This window comes from Microbacterium sp. NPDC091382 (assembly GCF_044757025.1).
Classification (GTDB): Bacteria; Actinomycetota; Actinomycetes; order Actinomycetales; family Microbacteriaceae; genus Microbacterium.
On sequence record NZ_JBIVUD010000001.1, the window covers coordinates 1,207,542 to 1,222,741 of the forward strand.

General features: G+C 70.6%; 15 protein-coding genes. 11 read left to right on the forward strand and 4 right to left on the reverse strand.

Annotated elements, in window-relative coordinates; all coding sequences use genetic code 11:
* Positions 1 to 83: 83 nt before the first annotated feature.
* The gene (locus ACIQLK_RS05870) at positions 84 to 1,379 is read left to right on the forward strand and encodes a M18 family aminopeptidase (protein ID WP_400363383.1); all 1,296 of its coding nucleotides are present in this window, start codon (positions 84 to 86) and stop codon (positions 1,377 to 1,379) included.
* A gap of 92 nt (positions 1,380 to 1,471) precedes the next feature.
* On the opposite strand, the gene ACIQLK_RS05875 is transcribed toward ACIQLK_RS05870, so the two are convergent.
* A complete protein-coding gene (locus ACIQLK_RS05875; protein WP_400363385.1) occupies positions 1,472 to 2,410 on the reverse strand; it encodes a hypothetical protein in 939 nt (312 codons plus the stop codon).
* Positions 2,411 to 2,758: 348 nt separating this feature from the next.
* Here ACIQLK_RS05875 and ACIQLK_RS05880 point away from each other — a divergent pair, with 348 nt between their 5' ends.
* The 3 genes from ACIQLK_RS05880 (at position 2,759) to ACIQLK_RS05890 (ending at position 5,761) form a co-directional block, all read left to right on the forward strand.
* Positions 2,759 to 3,370 (forward strand): PadR family transcriptional regulator, encoded by a 612-nt coding sequence (locus tag ACIQLK_RS05880; RefSeq protein ID WP_400363386.1) that lies wholly within the window; start codon positions 2,759 to 2,761, stop codon positions 3,368 to 3,370.
* Between the two features lie 5 nt (positions 3,371 to 3,375).
* The gene (locus ACIQLK_RS05885; protein ID WP_400363387.1) at positions 3,376 to 5,103 is read left to right on the forward strand and encodes an ABC1 kinase family protein; all 1,728 of its coding nucleotides are present in this window, start codon (positions 3,376 to 3,378) and stop codon (positions 5,101 to 5,103) included.
* 100 nt (positions 5,104 to 5,203) lie between these two features.
* Positions 5,204 to 5,761, forward strand: a complete 558-nt coding sequence (locus ACIQLK_RS05890) for an NYN domain-containing protein (RefSeq protein ID WP_400363388.1) — start codon at positions 5,204 to 5,206, stop codon at positions 5,759 to 5,761.
* Positions 5,762 to 5,767: 6 nt separating this feature from the next.
* On the opposite strand, the gene ACIQLK_RS05895 is transcribed toward ACIQLK_RS05890, so the two are convergent.
* Positions 5,768 to 6,802, reverse strand: a complete 1,035-nt coding sequence (locus ACIQLK_RS05895; RefSeq protein ID WP_400363390.1) for a lactonase family protein — start codon at positions 6,800 to 6,802, stop codon at positions 5,768 to 5,770.
* An 88-nt stretch (positions 6,803 to 6,890) separates the two neighbouring features.
* Between ACIQLK_RS05895 and ACIQLK_RS05900 the strand changes: the two genes are divergently transcribed.
* The 4 genes from ACIQLK_RS05900 to ACIQLK_RS05915 are packed head-to-tail and all read left to right on the forward strand — an operon-like array spanning position 6,891 to position 9,708.
* On the forward strand, positions 6,891 to 7,688 hold the full coding sequence (locus ACIQLK_RS05900) for a sulfite exporter TauE/SafE family protein (RefSeq protein ID WP_400363391.1): 798 nt from the start codon (positions 6,891 to 6,893) through the stop codon (positions 7,686 to 7,688).
* A 33-nt stretch (positions 7,689 to 7,721) separates the two neighbouring features.
* Positions 7,722 to 8,168: a MaoC family dehydratase N-terminal domain-containing protein gene (locus ACIQLK_RS05905; protein ID WP_400363393.1), complete on the forward strand. Its 447-nt coding sequence runs from the start codon at positions 7,722 to 7,724 to the stop codon at positions 8,166 to 8,168.
* Entirely contained in the window at positions 8,165 to 8,572 is a 408-nt protein-coding gene (locus tag ACIQLK_RS05910; protein WP_400363395.1) for a MaoC/PaaZ C-terminal domain-containing protein, read from the forward strand. The genes ACIQLK_RS05905 and ACIQLK_RS05910 overlap by 4 nt, the downstream gene beginning before the upstream one ends.
* Positions 8,572 to 9,708, forward strand: coding sequence for a UDP-N-acetylmuramate dehydrogenase (locus tag ACIQLK_RS05915; protein ID WP_400363396.1), 1,137 nt, complete (start codon positions 8,572 to 8,574; stop codon positions 9,706 to 9,708). Before ACIQLK_RS05910 ends, ACIQLK_RS05915 begins: the two co-directional genes overlap by 1 nt.
* A 97-nt stretch (positions 9,709 to 9,805) precedes the next feature.
* Here ACIQLK_RS05915 and ACIQLK_RS05920 read toward each other — a convergent pair whose 3' ends face one another.
* Entirely contained in the window at positions 9,806 to 11,005 is a 1,200-nt protein-coding gene (locus ACIQLK_RS05920; protein ID WP_400363397.1) for a pyridoxal phosphate-dependent aminotransferase, read from the reverse strand.
* 49 nt (positions 11,006 to 11,054) lie between these two features.
* Complete coding sequence (gene map / locus ACIQLK_RS05925; RefSeq protein ID WP_400363398.1) at positions 11,055 to 11,828, reverse strand: type I methionyl aminopeptidase; 774 nt, start codon at positions 11,826 to 11,828, stop codon at positions 11,055 to 11,057.
* A gap of 97 nt (positions 11,829 to 11,925) precedes the next feature.
* Between map and pnuC the strand changes: the two genes are divergently transcribed.
* The 3 genes from pnuC to ACIQLK_RS05940 are packed head-to-tail and all read left to right on the forward strand — an operon-like array spanning position 11,926 to position 15,187.
* Positions 11,926 to 12,531 (forward strand): nicotinamide riboside transporter PnuC, encoded by a 606-nt coding sequence (gene pnuC, locus ACIQLK_RS05930; protein ID WP_400363399.1) that lies wholly within the window; start codon positions 11,926 to 11,928, stop codon positions 12,529 to 12,531.
* Positions 12,524 to 13,606 carry an AAA family ATPase gene (locus tag ACIQLK_RS05935; protein WP_400363400.1) on the forward strand — a complete coding sequence of 361 codons (1,083 nt, stop codon included), beginning with the start codon at positions 12,524 to 12,526 and terminating at the stop codon, positions 13,604 to 13,606. Before pnuC ends, ACIQLK_RS05935 begins: the two co-directional genes overlap by 8 nt.
* Positions 13,607 to 13,615: 9 nt before the next feature.
* On the forward strand, positions 13,616 to 15,187 hold the full coding sequence (locus ACIQLK_RS05940) for an AAA family ATPase (RefSeq protein ID WP_400363402.1): 1,572 nt from the start codon (positions 13,616 to 13,618) through the stop codon (positions 15,185 to 15,187).
* The last annotated feature ends 13 nt before the right edge of the window (positions 15,188 to 15,200 follow it).

The following is a 15,200-nucleotide window of genomic DNA, read 5'->3' on the forward strand; positions in this document are numbered from 1 at the left end:
GCACGCGGGCCACGGGGTTGCGCCGACGGGGTCGAACTACGATCAGAGGGTCCCGCCCGGCATCCTTCTCTGGAGGTACACCCATGTCCACGCCTTCGACCGGCTCGGCAGCCCACGAGCACGCCGCCGACCTCGCGGACTTCGTCGCCGCCTCACCCTCGAGCTACCACGCCGCGGCGGAGGTCGCCCGAAGGGTCCGCGAGGCGGGCTTCCAGGAACTCGACGAGCGCGACGCGTGGCCCGCCCAGCCCGGCAGGCGGTTCTTCGTCGTGCGCGACGGTGCGGTTCTGGCGTGGGTCGTCCCGAAGGGAGCGGATGCCGCGACCGGCGTCCATGTCTTCGGTGCGCACAGCGACTCCCCGGCACTGAAGCTCAAGCCGCGTCCCACGACGGGGAGCCTCGGCTGGCTGCAGGCGGGCGTCGAGGTCTACGGCGGTCCGCTGCTGAACTCGTGGCTCGACCGCGAGCTGCGCCTCGCCGGTCGGCTCGTCCTCGACGACGGCTCGAGCGTCCTCGCCGCGACGGGTGCTCTCCTTCGTCTGCCTCAGCTCGCCATCCACCTCGACCGCGAGGTCAACGAGGGCCTCGCCCTCGACAAGCAGCGCCAGACCCAGCCCGTGTGGGGACTCGGAGACGCCGACTCGGCCGACCTTCTCGCCGAGCTCGCCGCCGAGGCCGGCGTCGACGCGGCACGCATCCGCGGTTATGACGTCGTGACGGCCGATGCCGCGCGCGGCGCGGTGTTCGGCAAAGGCGACGTGTTCTTCGCGTCGGGTCGCCTGGACGATCTCGCCTCCGTCCACGCCGGCGTCGTCGCCCTCGAGCGCGCCGCCGACGGGTTCGACGCGACCCGGATCGCGATGCTCGCCGTGTTCGATCACGAGGAGGTCGGCTCCGCGACCCGCTCGGGCGCCGCCGGGCCGTTCCTGGCCGATGTGCTCGAGCGCATCCAGCTTTCGCTCGGGGCCGACCGCGAGCAGCAGTTGCGTTCCCTCGCCGACTCGTGGTGCGTCTCGAGCGACGTCGGGCACGCGGTTCACCCCAACTACGCCGAGAAGCACGACCCCGTGGTGCAGCCGCGTCTCGGGTCGGGGCCGATCCTCAAGATCAACGCCAACCAGCGTTACGCCACCGACGGCGCAGGAGCGGCGGCCTGGCACGGCTGGTGCGATGTCGCGGGTGTCGGCTCGCAGGAATTCGTGTCGAACAACGCCGTGCCGTGCGGCTCGACGATCGGTCCGATCACGGCGACCCGCCTCGGCATCGCGACGGTGGACGTCGGCATCCCGATCCTGTCGATGCACTCCGCACGCGAGCTCGCCGGGGTGAGCGACCTGCACGACCTGTCTCGTGTGGCGGAGGCGTTCTTCACCGTCTGATCGGGGTGGAACGACGGATGCCGCGGGCCCGCCGACGAGGTGTCGGGGACCCGCGGCATCCGCGGTGTCAGAGGTTGTGCGTCAGTGCGCGATCAGTACCAGCCGGCCGACTGCGAGTGGCCCCAGGCGCCGCAGGGGCTGCCGTAGCGACCGTCGATGTACCCGAAGCCCCAGGCGATCTGCGTGGCGGGATTGGTGCGCCAGTCGGACGCGACGCTGCCCATCTTGCTGCCGGGGAGGGCCTGTGGGATGCCGTAGGCACCACTGGACGGGTTCGATGCGCGGTAGTTCCAGCCGGACTCCTTGTTCCACAGCGACACGAGGCAGGAGTACTGGTCGTCGCCCCAGCCGTAGTCGCCGAGCATCGCGCGCGCGGTCGCCTTGGCGGCAGCGGCCGATGTCCCGCCGCTGGCGGGGCCGGAGCTGGACGACGAGGAGCTGGACGACGACGAACCGGACGAGGACGATCCCGACGACGAGGACGTCGACTGAGCGGCCTTCACACGGGCGGCCTCCTCCGCGGCGGCCTTCTCAGCGGCGGCCTTCTTGGCGGCCTCCTGCTTGCGCTTCTCCTCGGCGACGCGCTCCTTCTCCTTCTCGACGGCAGCGTCGAGCCGGCCGCGCAGTGCGCTGGTCTTCTCGGTGACCGTCGCGATCTCGGCGTCCACGGCCTCGGTGGCGTCGCGGGTGTCGAGCAGGAGCGGGAGTGCGGAGACGGACTCCAACTCGTCGACCGCCGTGGCCAGGCCGTCGGTGGAGACGGTCGTGTCCTTCGTTCCGACGTCGAGCTTCGACGCGGCGATGTCGGCGGTCACGTCGGTGGACGCCGCGACGGCGGCCTTCGCCTCAGCGAGCGTCGAGCGGATCTCGGACTCCGGCGCGGAGGTCGCCACCCCGTCGGTCAGGGAGTCGGGAAGCGTCCGTGAGAACGAGGCCAGGGCGATCGCGGGGGTCGGCGTCTCGGCCTGTGCAGCCTGAGGAGCGGGTGCCATGGCCGTCGCGCTGGCGGCGATCACGAAGGCGGTCGTCATCGTGGAGAGGACGAGTACCGGGCGGCGCCGGAGTCGGCGTTCTTCGGTTCGGGTGGAGCGGATCGATCGGCGGGTGGCGGGAGAAGTCGAATCAGTAGGCATGCAGAAGTAGTGGTTCCGTGTAGCGGGGACACGCCCTGGAAGAGCGTGCGTGACCGTTCGGGCGGGCACGAGTCCACCACCCTGGTGCACGAACCTGAGCGTTACCCGAACGTTACCTACGTGACCGCGGCGAGACCCCCGCCGGTAAAAGACCTGATCACGAAGCCTGGCAACTTCCTGAGGTCCGCCGCCGCCTCTTCCGAACGATATATCGTTGGGTATCGGTCACCATCTGAAGGAGACATCATGAACAGCTCATTCGGCTCGCAGGGCTTCGGTTCGAACGGCTTCGGCGGCAGCGGCCGCGGGTTCGGATCGGGGTCGCAGGGCTTCGATCTCGGCAACCTCGGCGCCGGACTCATGGAGGCCTTCGAACAGTTCCGGACGTCGTTCGATCAGCGTCCCGGTCCGTCGCGGATGAGCAGAGGAGACGTGCGCACCGCCGTTCTCGCGCTCCTGGCCGAAAAGCCCATGCACGGGTACCAGATCATCCAGGAGATCGACTCCCGCAGTGGCGGATCGTGGAAGCCCAGCGCCGGCTCGGTCTACCCCACGCTGCAGCTGCTCGCCGATGAAGGCCTCATCGTCGCCGAGGAAGCCGGGGGTCGCAAGACGTACTCCCTCACCGACGCCGGGCGCATGGTCGCCGAAGAGGCGGCGGGATCGGCCCCGTGGGAGACGGCGTCGCCCACGAAGGAGCACCACCACCGCGCGACCGCGCTGCCCAAGGCCGGAGTCGAACTCGCCCAGGCGGCCGCGCAGGTGGCTCGTTCCGGGTCGCCCGAACAGGTGGCCGAAGCCGTGGAGATCCTCGATGAGGCTCGCCGCCGGCTCTACGCCCTCCTCGCGCAGGGCTGACCCGCGTGGCAGAACGGCGTCGGGAAGGCGAGAACCTTCCCGACGACCGCGACGCGCGAGCGCGCTACCGACGCATCCTCCGGTTCGCGGCCAGAGCCCTCGTCGTCACATGGTGGTTCGAGCTCTTCCTGCCGCGCATCGGCCTGGGCTGGATCGGCGTGCGGGGGCGTTCGGCACGCATGCAGCGCATCGCGCGCCGTTTCCACGGGCTCGCGATCGATCTCGGCGGGCTGATGATCAAGGTCGGTCAGTTCATGTCGTCGCGTCTCGACGTCCTGCCGCCCGAGATCACGAAGGAACTGGAGGGACTTCAGGACGAGGTCCCGGCGGTCCCCTTCCCCGAGATCCGCGCCGAGGCCGAAGGGCAGCTGGGGGTTCCGCTCGAGCGTGCCTTCGCCGCCGTCGAGACCGTGCCGGTGGCCGCGGCATCCCTCGGTCAGGCTCATCGCGCGCGCCTGGCGGAGGACGATGCCGCCCTCACCGGGCTCGACGCCGTCGTCGTCAAGGTGCAGCGCCCCGGTATTCAAGGCATCGTCGACACCGATCTCGCGGCGCTCCGCCGTGTCGGTCGCTGGCTCAGCCACGTCCGGATCGTGTCGGACCGCGTCGATGCTCCGCAGCTCGTGGAGGAGTTCGCCGAGACCAGCCTGGAGGAGATCGACTACCTTCACGAGGCCGTCAACGGCGAGAGGTTCGCCGCGGACTTCGCCGGCGACCGGCGTGTGGGTGTCCCCGCCGTCGTCTGGGAACGGACGTCCCGACGCACCCTCACCCTCGAAGACGTGACGGCGATCAAGATCACCGATCACGACGCGCTCCTGGCCGCGGGCATCGATCCGGCGGAGGTCGCGCAGGTCTTCGCCTCGGTCATGTTCGATCAGGTCTTCACGCACGGGTTCTTCCACGCCGACCCGCACCCGGGCAACATCTTCGTGACGCCGCTGACGGGAACGGATGCCGCCGGTGCCGACACCCCGCCGTGGCGACTCACCTTCATCGACTTCGGAATGATGGGCGAGGTCCCGCCGAGCCTGCGCAACGGCCTGCGCCGCCTCATGATCGCTGTCGCCGCACGCGACGGGGTCGCCCTCGTCCAGAGCATCCGCGACGTGGGCGTGCTCCTGCCCAGCGCCGACACGACCGAGCTCGAGCGCGCCATGACGCAGCTGTTCGCCCGCTTCGGGGGCATGGGGTTCGCCGAACTCCGCGAGGTCGACCCGCGGGAGTTCCGTGCCTTCGCGATCGAGTTCCAGGATGTCGTGCGGTCGCTGCCGTTCCAGCTGCCCGAGAACTTCCTCCTCATCGTCCGCGCGATGTCGCTGACCTCGGGTGTCTGCAGCGCCCTGGACCCTGCCTTCAACCTGTGGGACGCCGTCGAGCCCTACGCCTCGCGGCTCGTCCGCGAGGAGGGCCGCAACGCCGTCACCGATGTCCTGCGCCGCGCCGTCACCGGTGTCACGACGGCGGCGCAGCTCCCGGGACGGGTGGACGGCTTCCTCACCCGCATCGAGGATCGGCGGGTGTCATTCCCCGATCCCGCGCTCGAGCGCCGCGTCGCCCGACTCGAACAGCTGGGCAGGCGGACGCTGTTGGGTCTGCTGTTCGCCGCACTCCTGATCGGCGGCGCGACCCTCCGCCCCGAGGATCCGGTGCTCGGCGGGGTGCTCATGACGGGGTCCCTGCTGCCGCTCGGGCACGCGCTCCTGGCGGGGGTGTTCGGTCGACGCTGGTGACTCCGTGGTCGACGCTGGTGACTCCGAGGCTGAGCCGGCGCGCCGCCTAGGATGAGTCGGGCGCACCGGCCCAGCTCGGACGGTGCGCGGAGGAGGCGGCATGGCCGGCAATCGCAGGACCTGGATTCTCGTCGACGGCGAGAACATCGACGCGACGCTCGGGGGGTCGATCCTGGGTCGACGCCCGCAGCCCGATGAGCGTCCCCGGTGGGACCGCATCCTCTCCTTCGTCGCCGATCAGTGGAAACAGGACGCGCGCGGCCTGTTCTTCCTCAACGCCTCCACGAACCTGCCGATGTCGTTCGTGCAGGCATTGCTCGCGCTCGGCTACCAGCCGGTGCCGCTGTCGGGCGACGCGGACGAGAAGGTCGTCGACCTCGCCATCCAGCGGACCCTGCAGGCGCTCCGGCAGCACGGCGACGACGTCGTCCTCGTCAGCCACGACGGCGACTTCGTCGACGATCTCGGCGTCCTCGCCGACGGCTCGCGCCGCGTGGGCGTGCTCGCATTCGAGGAGTTCCGCAACGCCGGGTTCGCTCAGATCCCCGGCATCCGCTTCTTCGACCTCGAGTACGACGCGGGAGCGTTCGACGCGCAGCTGCCGCGCGTGCGGATCATCCCCATCGACGAGTTCGACCCCGAGCAGTTCCTGCGCTGAGCGGGATCAGGCGAACCGCACCCAGTTCGCTCCGCGGCCGGTCTCGTACCGGCCCTGGAGGTGCAGGTCGGCACCCTCGACGCGGTAGAAGGAGACGGTCGTCGATCCTTCGCCGGCCGCGACCAGCAGTCGGCGGTCGGGGCTCACGGCGAACCCGCGCGGCTGCGTCTCGGTCGGAACGAACCCCTCCGGTTCGGCCAGCGAGCCGTCGTCGTGCATCCGCAGCGCGGCCAGGGTGCTCGCCGTACGCTCCGAGGCCCACACGACTCCGTCCGTGAGGTGGAGGTCCGCACCCCACACGTAGTGGTTCTCACGAGGGTCCTCGTCGATGACGCTGTGGCGGAGCTTCTCGGACGGATCGTGAGCCGGTGTGGCGTCGATGAGGTCCAGCGCACCGGTCGACGGGTCGCGGCGGTAGCGCAGGACCTCGCCGGTGAACTCGGTGAGGACGTAGACAGTCCGCTCGTCGTCGCTCAAGGCGAGGTGCCGTGGCCCGCTGCCGGACGGGGCGGCAGCCGTCGCAGGCTCGAGGGGCGACAGGGTCAGGTCGTCGCCGAGCTCGTACTGTGCGATGAGGTCGGTCTCGAGCGAGACGAAGTAGGCGTGGCGGCCGTCGCCGCTCGCGAGCACGGAGTGCAGTCGCGGGAACTGCACTTCCGCCGCGGGCGCGGAGACCACGCCGTCGTCGTCGACCGCGCACACGATGCCGTAGCCGCCCGAGTACGCCGCGCCCAGGAGCACGGATCCGCCCCGGGTGAGCGAGAGGTAGTTCATCGCGCCGCCGGGCAGGGCGACGCGCGATCGCGGCGTCAGCTCCCCGGTCCCGCGATCCAGCGAGAGGGTGAGGATGCCGGGATCCGCGGTGTCGTCGTCCGCTTTCACGGACGCGTACACGAGACCGCGATCGACGTCGACGGCGAAGTTCGAGCAGCCGGTGGTCCCCGTCGTGACGGACAGGCGATCGAGTCCGGCGTCCGTCACACGGAAGGTGCTGATCGAGGAGTCACCGGCATTGGCCACGAGGACGAGCGAAGAGGACATGGATCGATCGTAGGCCGCACCCCTCGATCGGCGCCGTGTCCGCCCGGGAGTAAGGTCGACGCATGCGTTTCGTGTCGGATCTGCCCTCGTGACCGCGCTCCCGACCATCGACCGCACGCCGCGCTACTACCTGAGCGCTCTTGCGATCGGCCTCCTCGCCGGCCTCATGTCGGGCATGTTCGGCGTCGGCGGCGGCACCGTCATCGTGCCGCTCCTGCTGACACTGCTCGTGTTCGACCAGCGCCGGGCCGCGGGCACGTCGCTCGCCGCGATCGTGCCGACGGCGGCCGTGGGCGTCATCTCCTACGCCGTCGTCGACGCGGTGGCGTGGATCCCGGCGGTCATCCTCGCCGTGGGAGCCGTCGTCGGCGCGCAGATCGGCACGTGGCTGCTCGCCCGACTGTCGCAGAACGTGATCCGCTGGGGCTTCATCGCCTTCCTCGTCGTGGTGATCGTGATGCTCTTCATCGTCGTCCCGTCGCGGGACGCGGAGCTGCCGCTGACCTGGGGCACCGGTGCCGGCCTGGCGGCGCTCGGTGTCTTCACCGGGATCATGGCGGGCCTGCTCGGCGTCGGCGGCGGCGTCATCGTCGTGCCGGCGCTCATGTTCCTCTTCGGCACGAGCGATCTCGTCGCCAAGGGGACCTCGCTTCTCATGATGATCCCCACCGCGATCTCGGGAACGATCGGCAATCTCCGACGGCACAACGTCGATCTCGTCGCGGCCGCCGTCATCGGCGTGGCGGCCTGCACCACGACCGCGCTGGGCGCCTGGCTCGCAACGCTCGTCGACCCGTTCACGGCCAACGTCCTCTTCGCCGTCTATCTCACCTTCATCGCGATCCAGCTCGGCGTCAAAGCGGTCCGCGCGCACCGTTCGCGCTGAGCCGGCTCGGGAGCCGGACGGTAGGATCGTCCGGTGCCTGTGAATCCCGAGTTGCTCGGTCGCGCGTTCCCGCCGACCGCCCCGTATCTCGTCGGACGCGAGAAGGTGCGCGAGTTCGCCCGCGCCGTCTTCGCCACCGACCCGCAGCACGACGACCCCGCCGCCGCCCAGGCCCTCGGGTACGCCGACGTCGTCGCGCCGCCCACCTTCGCGATGGTGGTCCAGGACATCACGCTGCAGCAGCTGCTGAGCGAACCGCAGTCGGGCATCGTCCTCGAGCGCGTCGTCCACGCCGAGCAGCGGTTCCGGTACACGCGGCCCATCGTCGCCGGCGACGAGCTGACCGGACGTCTCACGGTCACCGGCATCCGCGCCTTCGGCAAGGGTGCGATGGTGACGAGCGAGGCCGAGATCACGGATGCCGGTGGCGACCACGTCGTGACAGCCACATCCGTCCTGCTGGTCGGAGGAGACGAATGACGAATCTCGATATCGGCGAGGTCGTCGCCGAGCGCACCGTCCACCTCACGCGGACCTCCCTGGTGCGCTATGCGGGAGCGTCGGGCGACTTCAACCCCATCCACTACAACGACGCCGTCGCCGAGCGCGTGGGCCTCCCGGGCGTCCTCGCCCACGGCATGCTCACGATGGGGCTCGCCGTCGAGACGATCGTCGAGTGGCTGGGGGACTCCGGCCGCATCCTCGAGTACGGCGTCCGCTTCACGCGGCCCGTCGTCGTCGACACCGAGAGCGGTGCCGACGTCACCGTCGTCGCCAAGGTCGGCGCGGTCGACGACGACGGCATGCGCATCGATCTGACCGTCAGCCACGACGGCACGACGGTCCTCGGCAAAGCGCAGGTGCGCGTCCGCTCGGCATCCTGATGCCCGAGATCACGCCCGTCCCGCTCGCGCAGCTCACGACGCTGCGGGTCGGCGGAACACCGCACCGCATGGTCGAGGCGCACTCGACCGCGGAGCTCGTCGATGCGCTCCGCGACGTCTGGGCCACGGGGGAGCGATGGCTCGTCCTCGGCGGCGGCTCGAATCTGCTCTTCGCCGACGAGGAGTTCGACGGCACCGTCATCCTCATGCGTACGACCGGCATCGAGCGGCTGCCGTCGCCGAACCCGGGTCACGTGCGACTCAAGGTGCAGGCGGGCCACTCGTGGGACGACCTCGTCGCGCAGACGGTCGCGGCCGGACTCAGCGGCATCGAGGCGATGGCCGGCATCCCCGGCACCACGGGAGCGGCCCCCATCCAGAACGTCGGCGCCTACGGTCAGGAGATCGTCGAGACCCTCGTCGAGGTGGAGCTCATCGACGAGGCCACCGGTGACGTGTCGGTGGTCCCGGCATCCGATCTGGGTCTCGGACTTCGCACCTCGGTTCTGAAGAGGCACTACGGGTCGGTGCCCGAGCGCTCCGCCGTCATCCTGTCGGTCACCCTGGAGCTCGCGCAGGTCGGTCACGGCGCCGTTCCCGTGCGCGGCCCGCAGCTGCGCTCCGCGCTGGGACTGGAAGCGGATGCCGCAGTCCCGCTCGCCTGGATCCGCGAGACGGTCCTCGAGATCCGCGCCCGCAAGGGGATGGTGCTCGACGAGGACGATCACGACACCTGGAGCGCCGGCTCGTTCTTCCAGAACCCGGTGGTGTCGGCGCAGTTCGCGGCGACCCTCCCCGCCGAGGCCCCCCGATGGTCGATGGCGCCCGCGATGGACGCGGACCGGGTGATCCCGCTCGACCGGTTCGACGGTTTCATCCCGCCGCGTGCAGACGGACCCGCGCCCGTCAAGATCAGCGCCGCGTGGCTCATCGAGCACGCGGGCATGCGCAAGGGGTTCCGGCTGCCGGGCTCCCAGGCGTCGCTGTCGACGAAGCACGCGCTCGCGCTCACCAACCGCGGGCGCGCGACCGCCGAAGAGGTCGCCGCGCTCGCGCGGCTCATCCAGCAGCGCGTGCAGTCCGAGTTCGGTGTGCTCCTGCAGCCCGAGCCGGTGCTCTTCGACGTCGAGCTCTGATCGAGCCCTGACGCCGAGGTCCCGATCCGGCCGGGAAAAGCGCGCTCATTCCCGGCCGGAGTGGGACGTCGGTGATCGTCGGCGGAGCCCGTCGGACTCAGCCGAAGAGACGCTGCAGGCGCTGCACGCCCTCGAGGAGCTGGTCCTCGCCGAGTGCGTACGACAGGCGCAGGTAGCCCGACGGCCCGAACGCCTCGCCCGGGACGACGGCCACCTCGGCGCGCTCGAGGATGAGGTCGGCGAGCTCGAGCGACGTGTCGACGCGGACACCGTCCCATTCACGGCCGAGCAGGCCGGTCACGTCGGGGTAGACGTAGAACGCGCCCAGCGGGTTCGGGACGGTGACACCGGGGATCTTCGCGAGCTCGGAGACGATCAGGCCGCGACGACGGTCGAACGCCTGCCGCATCTTCTCGGCCTCGTCCTGCGGTCCGGTGAGGGCGGCCAGGGCGGCACGCTGGGCGATGTTGTTGACGTTGGAGGACAGGTGCGACTGCAGGTTGCCGGCGACCTTGATGGCGTCGGCGGGGCCGACCATCCAGCCGACACGCCAGCCGGTCATGGCGTACGTCTTCGCGACGCCGTTCACGAGGATCGTCTGGCCGGCGAGCCCCGGCACGGCCTCGACGATCGACTGGGCCCGGGCGCCCTCGTAGACGAGGTTCTGGTAGATCTCGTCGCTGATGACCCAGATGCCGTGGGCGAGGGCCCACTCGCCGATGGCCTTCGTCTCGTCAGGGGTGTAGACCGCGCCGGTCGGGTTCGACGGCGACACGAACACGAGCACCGTCGTCTTGTCGGTGCGGGCGGCTTCGAGCTGGTCGACGGTGACCTTGTACTCCTGGTCGGCGCCGGCGAACACCTCGACGGGCACACCGTCGGCGAGGGCGATCGCCTCGGGGTAGGTGGTCCAGTAGGGGGCGGGGAGGAGGACCTCGTCGCCCGGATTCACGACGGCCTGGAAGGCCTGGTAGACGGACTGCTTGCCGCCGTTGGTGACGATGACCTGCGAGGGCGCGACCTCGAGGCCCGAGTCGCGCAGGGTCTTCGCGGCGATCGCCTCGCGGAGGACCGGCAGGCCGGCGGCGGGCGTGTAGCGGAAGTTCGCGGGATCGCGGAGGGCCTCGGCCGCGGCATCCACGACGAACTGCGGCGTCGCGAAGTCGGGCTCTCCGGCGGCGTACGAGATCACCGGGCGACCGGCGGCCTGCAGGGCCTTCGCCTTGGCGTCGACCTTGAGGGTCGCGGACTCGGCGATGGCGGAGAGTTTGGCGGAGACGGGGGCGCGTTCGGTCACCCTCCGAGCGTAGCGTCGCGGGCCCCCGCGGCGAGGGGTGTGTCGCGCGTCAACGGGTGGGGCGCGTGAGGATCTCGTTACCCGACTCGAGGATCGCGACCGTGTGCTCGGTGTGGGCGGTGCGGCATCCCGTGGCGCTGCGGAGCGTCCAGCCGTCGTCGTCGATCTTCAGCTCGTCGGTGTCGACCATGACCCACGGCTCGATCGCGAGCATGAGGCCGGGGCGAAGCCGGTAGCCACGACCGGCGCGGCCGATGTTCGACACGTGCGGGTCCTGGTGCATCGTCGTGCCGATGCCGTGCCCCCCGAACTCCGTGTTGACGGGGTAGCCGGCCGCGGTGAGCACGTCGCCGATGGCAGCGGAGATGTCGCCGATCCGCGCGCCGGGCTGCGCCGCCTCGATGCCGGCGGCCAGTGCCTGTTCGGTTGCGGTGATGAGCGGGTCGTTCTCGGCGTGGGCGCCGCCGCCGACCGTGAAGCTGATCGCGGCGTCCGCGGCGACGCCGCTGGTCTTGATCGCGAGGTCGAGGGTGAGCAGGTCGCCCGCGACGACGCGCTGATCGCGCGGCCGTCCGTGGAGCACGGCGTCGTTGACCGCCGTGCAGATGTAGTGGCCGAACGGCCCGCGACCGAACGACGGCGCGTAGTCCACGTAGCAGGACTCGGCGCCCGCGCCCAGGATCATGTCCTTCGCCCACGCGTCGATCTCGAGGAGGTTCGTCCCCGGCTTCACCCGCTCCTTGATGCCGTGCAGGATGTCGCCGACGAGTCCACCCGTCGTGCGGGCACGGTCGATCTGGTCAGGGGTGAGGATCTCGATCACGAGGCAGTCCGTTCGGTCGGCAGGCGCAACGGACAATCATACGTCCGCGCGCATCGCCGTGGTCGGGACCGGGTCGACGCGCGCCTAGGCTCATCGTGTGCTCGAGTGGATCCTGGCCGAATGGATGCAGATCGTCGGATTCGCGACGGGGGCCGCGTGCGTGTTCCTGGCCGCGCGTCGGAACATCTGGACCTACCCCCTCGGCATCGCCAACAACATCGTCTTCCTCGCCGTCTTCGTGCCGGCGGGGCTGTACGCCGCAGCCGCCCTTCAGGTCGTGTACCTCGTGCTCGGCGTTCACGGTTGGGTCCGCTGGGCGCGCGGCGTCGAGCAGGACAAGGGGTACATCGCCCGCACGCCGCGTCGCGCCGTCCCGTGGCTCGTGGTCGCCGGGATCGGCGGTACGGCGCTGCTGGCCTGGTTCCTCGCGACGTTCACGGACTCGCAGGTGGCGCTGGCGGATGCCGCGACCACCGCGGCGAGCCTCGTCGCCCAGTACATGCTCAACCGCAAGTGGATCGAGAACTGGTTCGTCTGGATCGGGGTCGACATCGCCTTCGTCGCGCTGTCGATCGTGACGGGCCTGTGGATCGTCGCGGCGCTCTACGTCCTCTTCATCGCACTCTGCGTCGGAGGGTTCGTCGGCTGGCGGCGCGTGGAGCAGACCCTCGCTCCCGACGAGGTCGCGGCCGCGCGTGTCTGACAAGCGGTTCCGCCACGGCATCGTGGTGGGGAAGTTCTACCCCCTGCACGCCGGTCACGCCCACCTCATCCGCTCCGCCGTGCGGGAGTGCGAACGCGTGACCGTCGAGGTCATCGCCGCCTCCGTGGAGTCCATCCCGCTCGCCGAGCGCGCCGCGTGGATCCGCGAGGAGCACCCGACGACACGGGTGGTCGACCACCTCGACGACACCCCCGTCGACTTCGCCTCCGACACCGCGTGGCAGGCGCACACCGCGACGATCGCGGGCCTGCTCGACGCCCCGGCGGACGCGGTCTTCACGTCCGACGCCTACGGCGAGGAGCTCGCCCGACGCCTCGGCGCGACCTGGGTGCAGGTCGATCCGGGACGCGTCCACAATCCGGTCTCGGGGACGGCCATCCGCGCGGACATCGCCGCGCACTGGCACGAGCTCGCCCCGGCGTCGCGGGCCTCGCTCGCAGCCCGCATCGTCGTCCTCGGCGCCGAGTCCACCGGGTCGACCACTCTCGCTGAAGCACTCGCCGCCGAGCTCGGCACGACCTGGGTACCCGAATACGGCCGTGAGTACTCCGAGATCCGCGTCGGGGGACTCGACGCCCCCTGGCGCAGCGACGAGTTCGATCTCATCGTGGATCGGCAGATCGCGATGGAGGATGCCGCGCTCCGCCGCGTCCCCGCGCCGATGCTGATCTGCGACACCGACGTGCTCGCCACCGCGCTCTGGCACGAGCGCTACGTCGGGTCGGCGGCCCCCGGCATCCGTCGTCGCGCCGAGCAGCATCAGCCCGCTCTGTACGTCCTCACGGGCGACGAAATCCCGTTCGTGCAGGACGGGATGCGCGACGGCGAGCACATCCGGCACGCGATGCAGGACCGGTTCCGCGAGGTGCTCGCCGAGCAGCCGGTGCCGTGGCTGGAGGTGCGGGGGTCCGTTCCCGAACGGGTCGCCGCAGCCCTGCCCGTCGTGCGCGAGGCGATCGCCCGGGCGACCTCGTTCGCGGCGCCTCTCGAGGGGCGACCCCTCGCCGAGCAGGAGGCCCTCCGCGGTCGCCGGGGGAGCGGCGCCTCCCGTTAGGCTGGCGCGATGGCGGACCGCTGGCACAAGCTCTCGGAGTCACCCACGACGACCGGAGCGGACGCCGGCGTCGCACCCCTCACGGCGGACGACCTCTTCCGGGCGCCCGGCCGCGCCGAGGCTCCCGCGCTCGATGAGAAAGCGCGTCGCGCGTACTACTGGATCGTCAACCGCGCGGTCATCTCGCCGTACTACGACATCGAGTTCTCCGACGGCGATCCGCTGACCTTCGGGGTGGGGGATGCCGGGGCGCAGATCAGCCTGCCGACGCAGCCCTCGTTCTCGTCCAACGTCCTGCTCCCGCTCCTGTCGTTCCTCGTCGGGGGCAAGTGCCTGCTCATCGGCGGACCCGGGCGCGGCAAGACCACGGTCGCCGTCCTCATGGGAGTGCTCGCGGGCTCCACGGCGGAGGAGGTCCGGCGCGGGGTGCAACAGGGTCAGCCGCAGCTCACGATCAGCGATCTGGTCGGCATCCCGCTGCCCCGCGACCTCGTGCAGGCCGGGTCGCTGGCCGAGATCGGCATCGCGTGGCGCGAGTGGCTCACGCGTCCTGTCAAGATCGTCGACGAGTACAACCGCATCCCGACGAAGACCCAGTCGGCGCTTCTGACGATGGTGGCCGAAGGGTACGTCGAGAGTCACGACCAGATGCGCCGGACGGCACCGGAGTCGGGCGTCGAGAGCTGGTTCTTCACGGCGAACGACGACGCCGGCGGCGGGACCTTCCCGGTGATCCAGGCGCTGCGGGACCGGATGGACGTGACCGTGCCGGCGGCGGGGTTCAACAGCCGCTTCTTCGACGAGCTCGTCGCCCGTGTCGAGGCGGGGGAGAAGCCCGAGGAGCACGTGCCCGACGAGCTCGTCTTCGACGGTGACGAGCAGCGGAGGGTGCGAGCCGAGGTGCGGGCCGTTCCCGTTCCGGATGCCGTGCGTCGCCGCCTCGAGTTCTTCTTCAGCCACTTCGAGTTCGTCCAGGGCGGCGGGCGTCGGTTCGAGTACCGGACGAAGGACACCGTGACGACCGCGGGCGGGCGTGTCCCCGAGGTCATCGAATCCAACTCCGGAGCGGACCTCTACGCCGACCTCGGGGCGCAGACGCTCAACGGACTCTCGGTGCGCGCCCTCCAGACGCTCATCCTGTACGCGAAGGCGATGGCGTGGTTCCGCGGGCGGCCGGCGGTCGAGGTCGCCGACGTCGCCGCGATCCTGCCGTTCGTCCTCCGCGGCAAACTGCTGCCGAACCCGACGCACCCGCGCTTCGACATCGGGGCGGAGCGCGAGCTCGCCAGCGACCTGTCGAGCTGGCTGAGCGACATGTTCACGCAGTCCTGCCGTCAGTTCGAGGCGCTCGGACGAGGCCAGGACGATCCCGTCCGCACGCTGCTCGCCGAGCTCGACCGTGGGCTCGACGGTGTCAGCGCCGTCGACGCCTCGCGCCGCCTCACTGCGATCGAGGCGCGCATCCGTGCCGTCGCGGCGACCGGCAAGGTCTACGGTCGCGACTTCGACGACCTCGTCACCTTGAAGTACCTCCACCAGCGCTACACCGCCTACCTGCGGTGGGCGGAGCGCCGCGCGTGATCCGGCGCCCCGG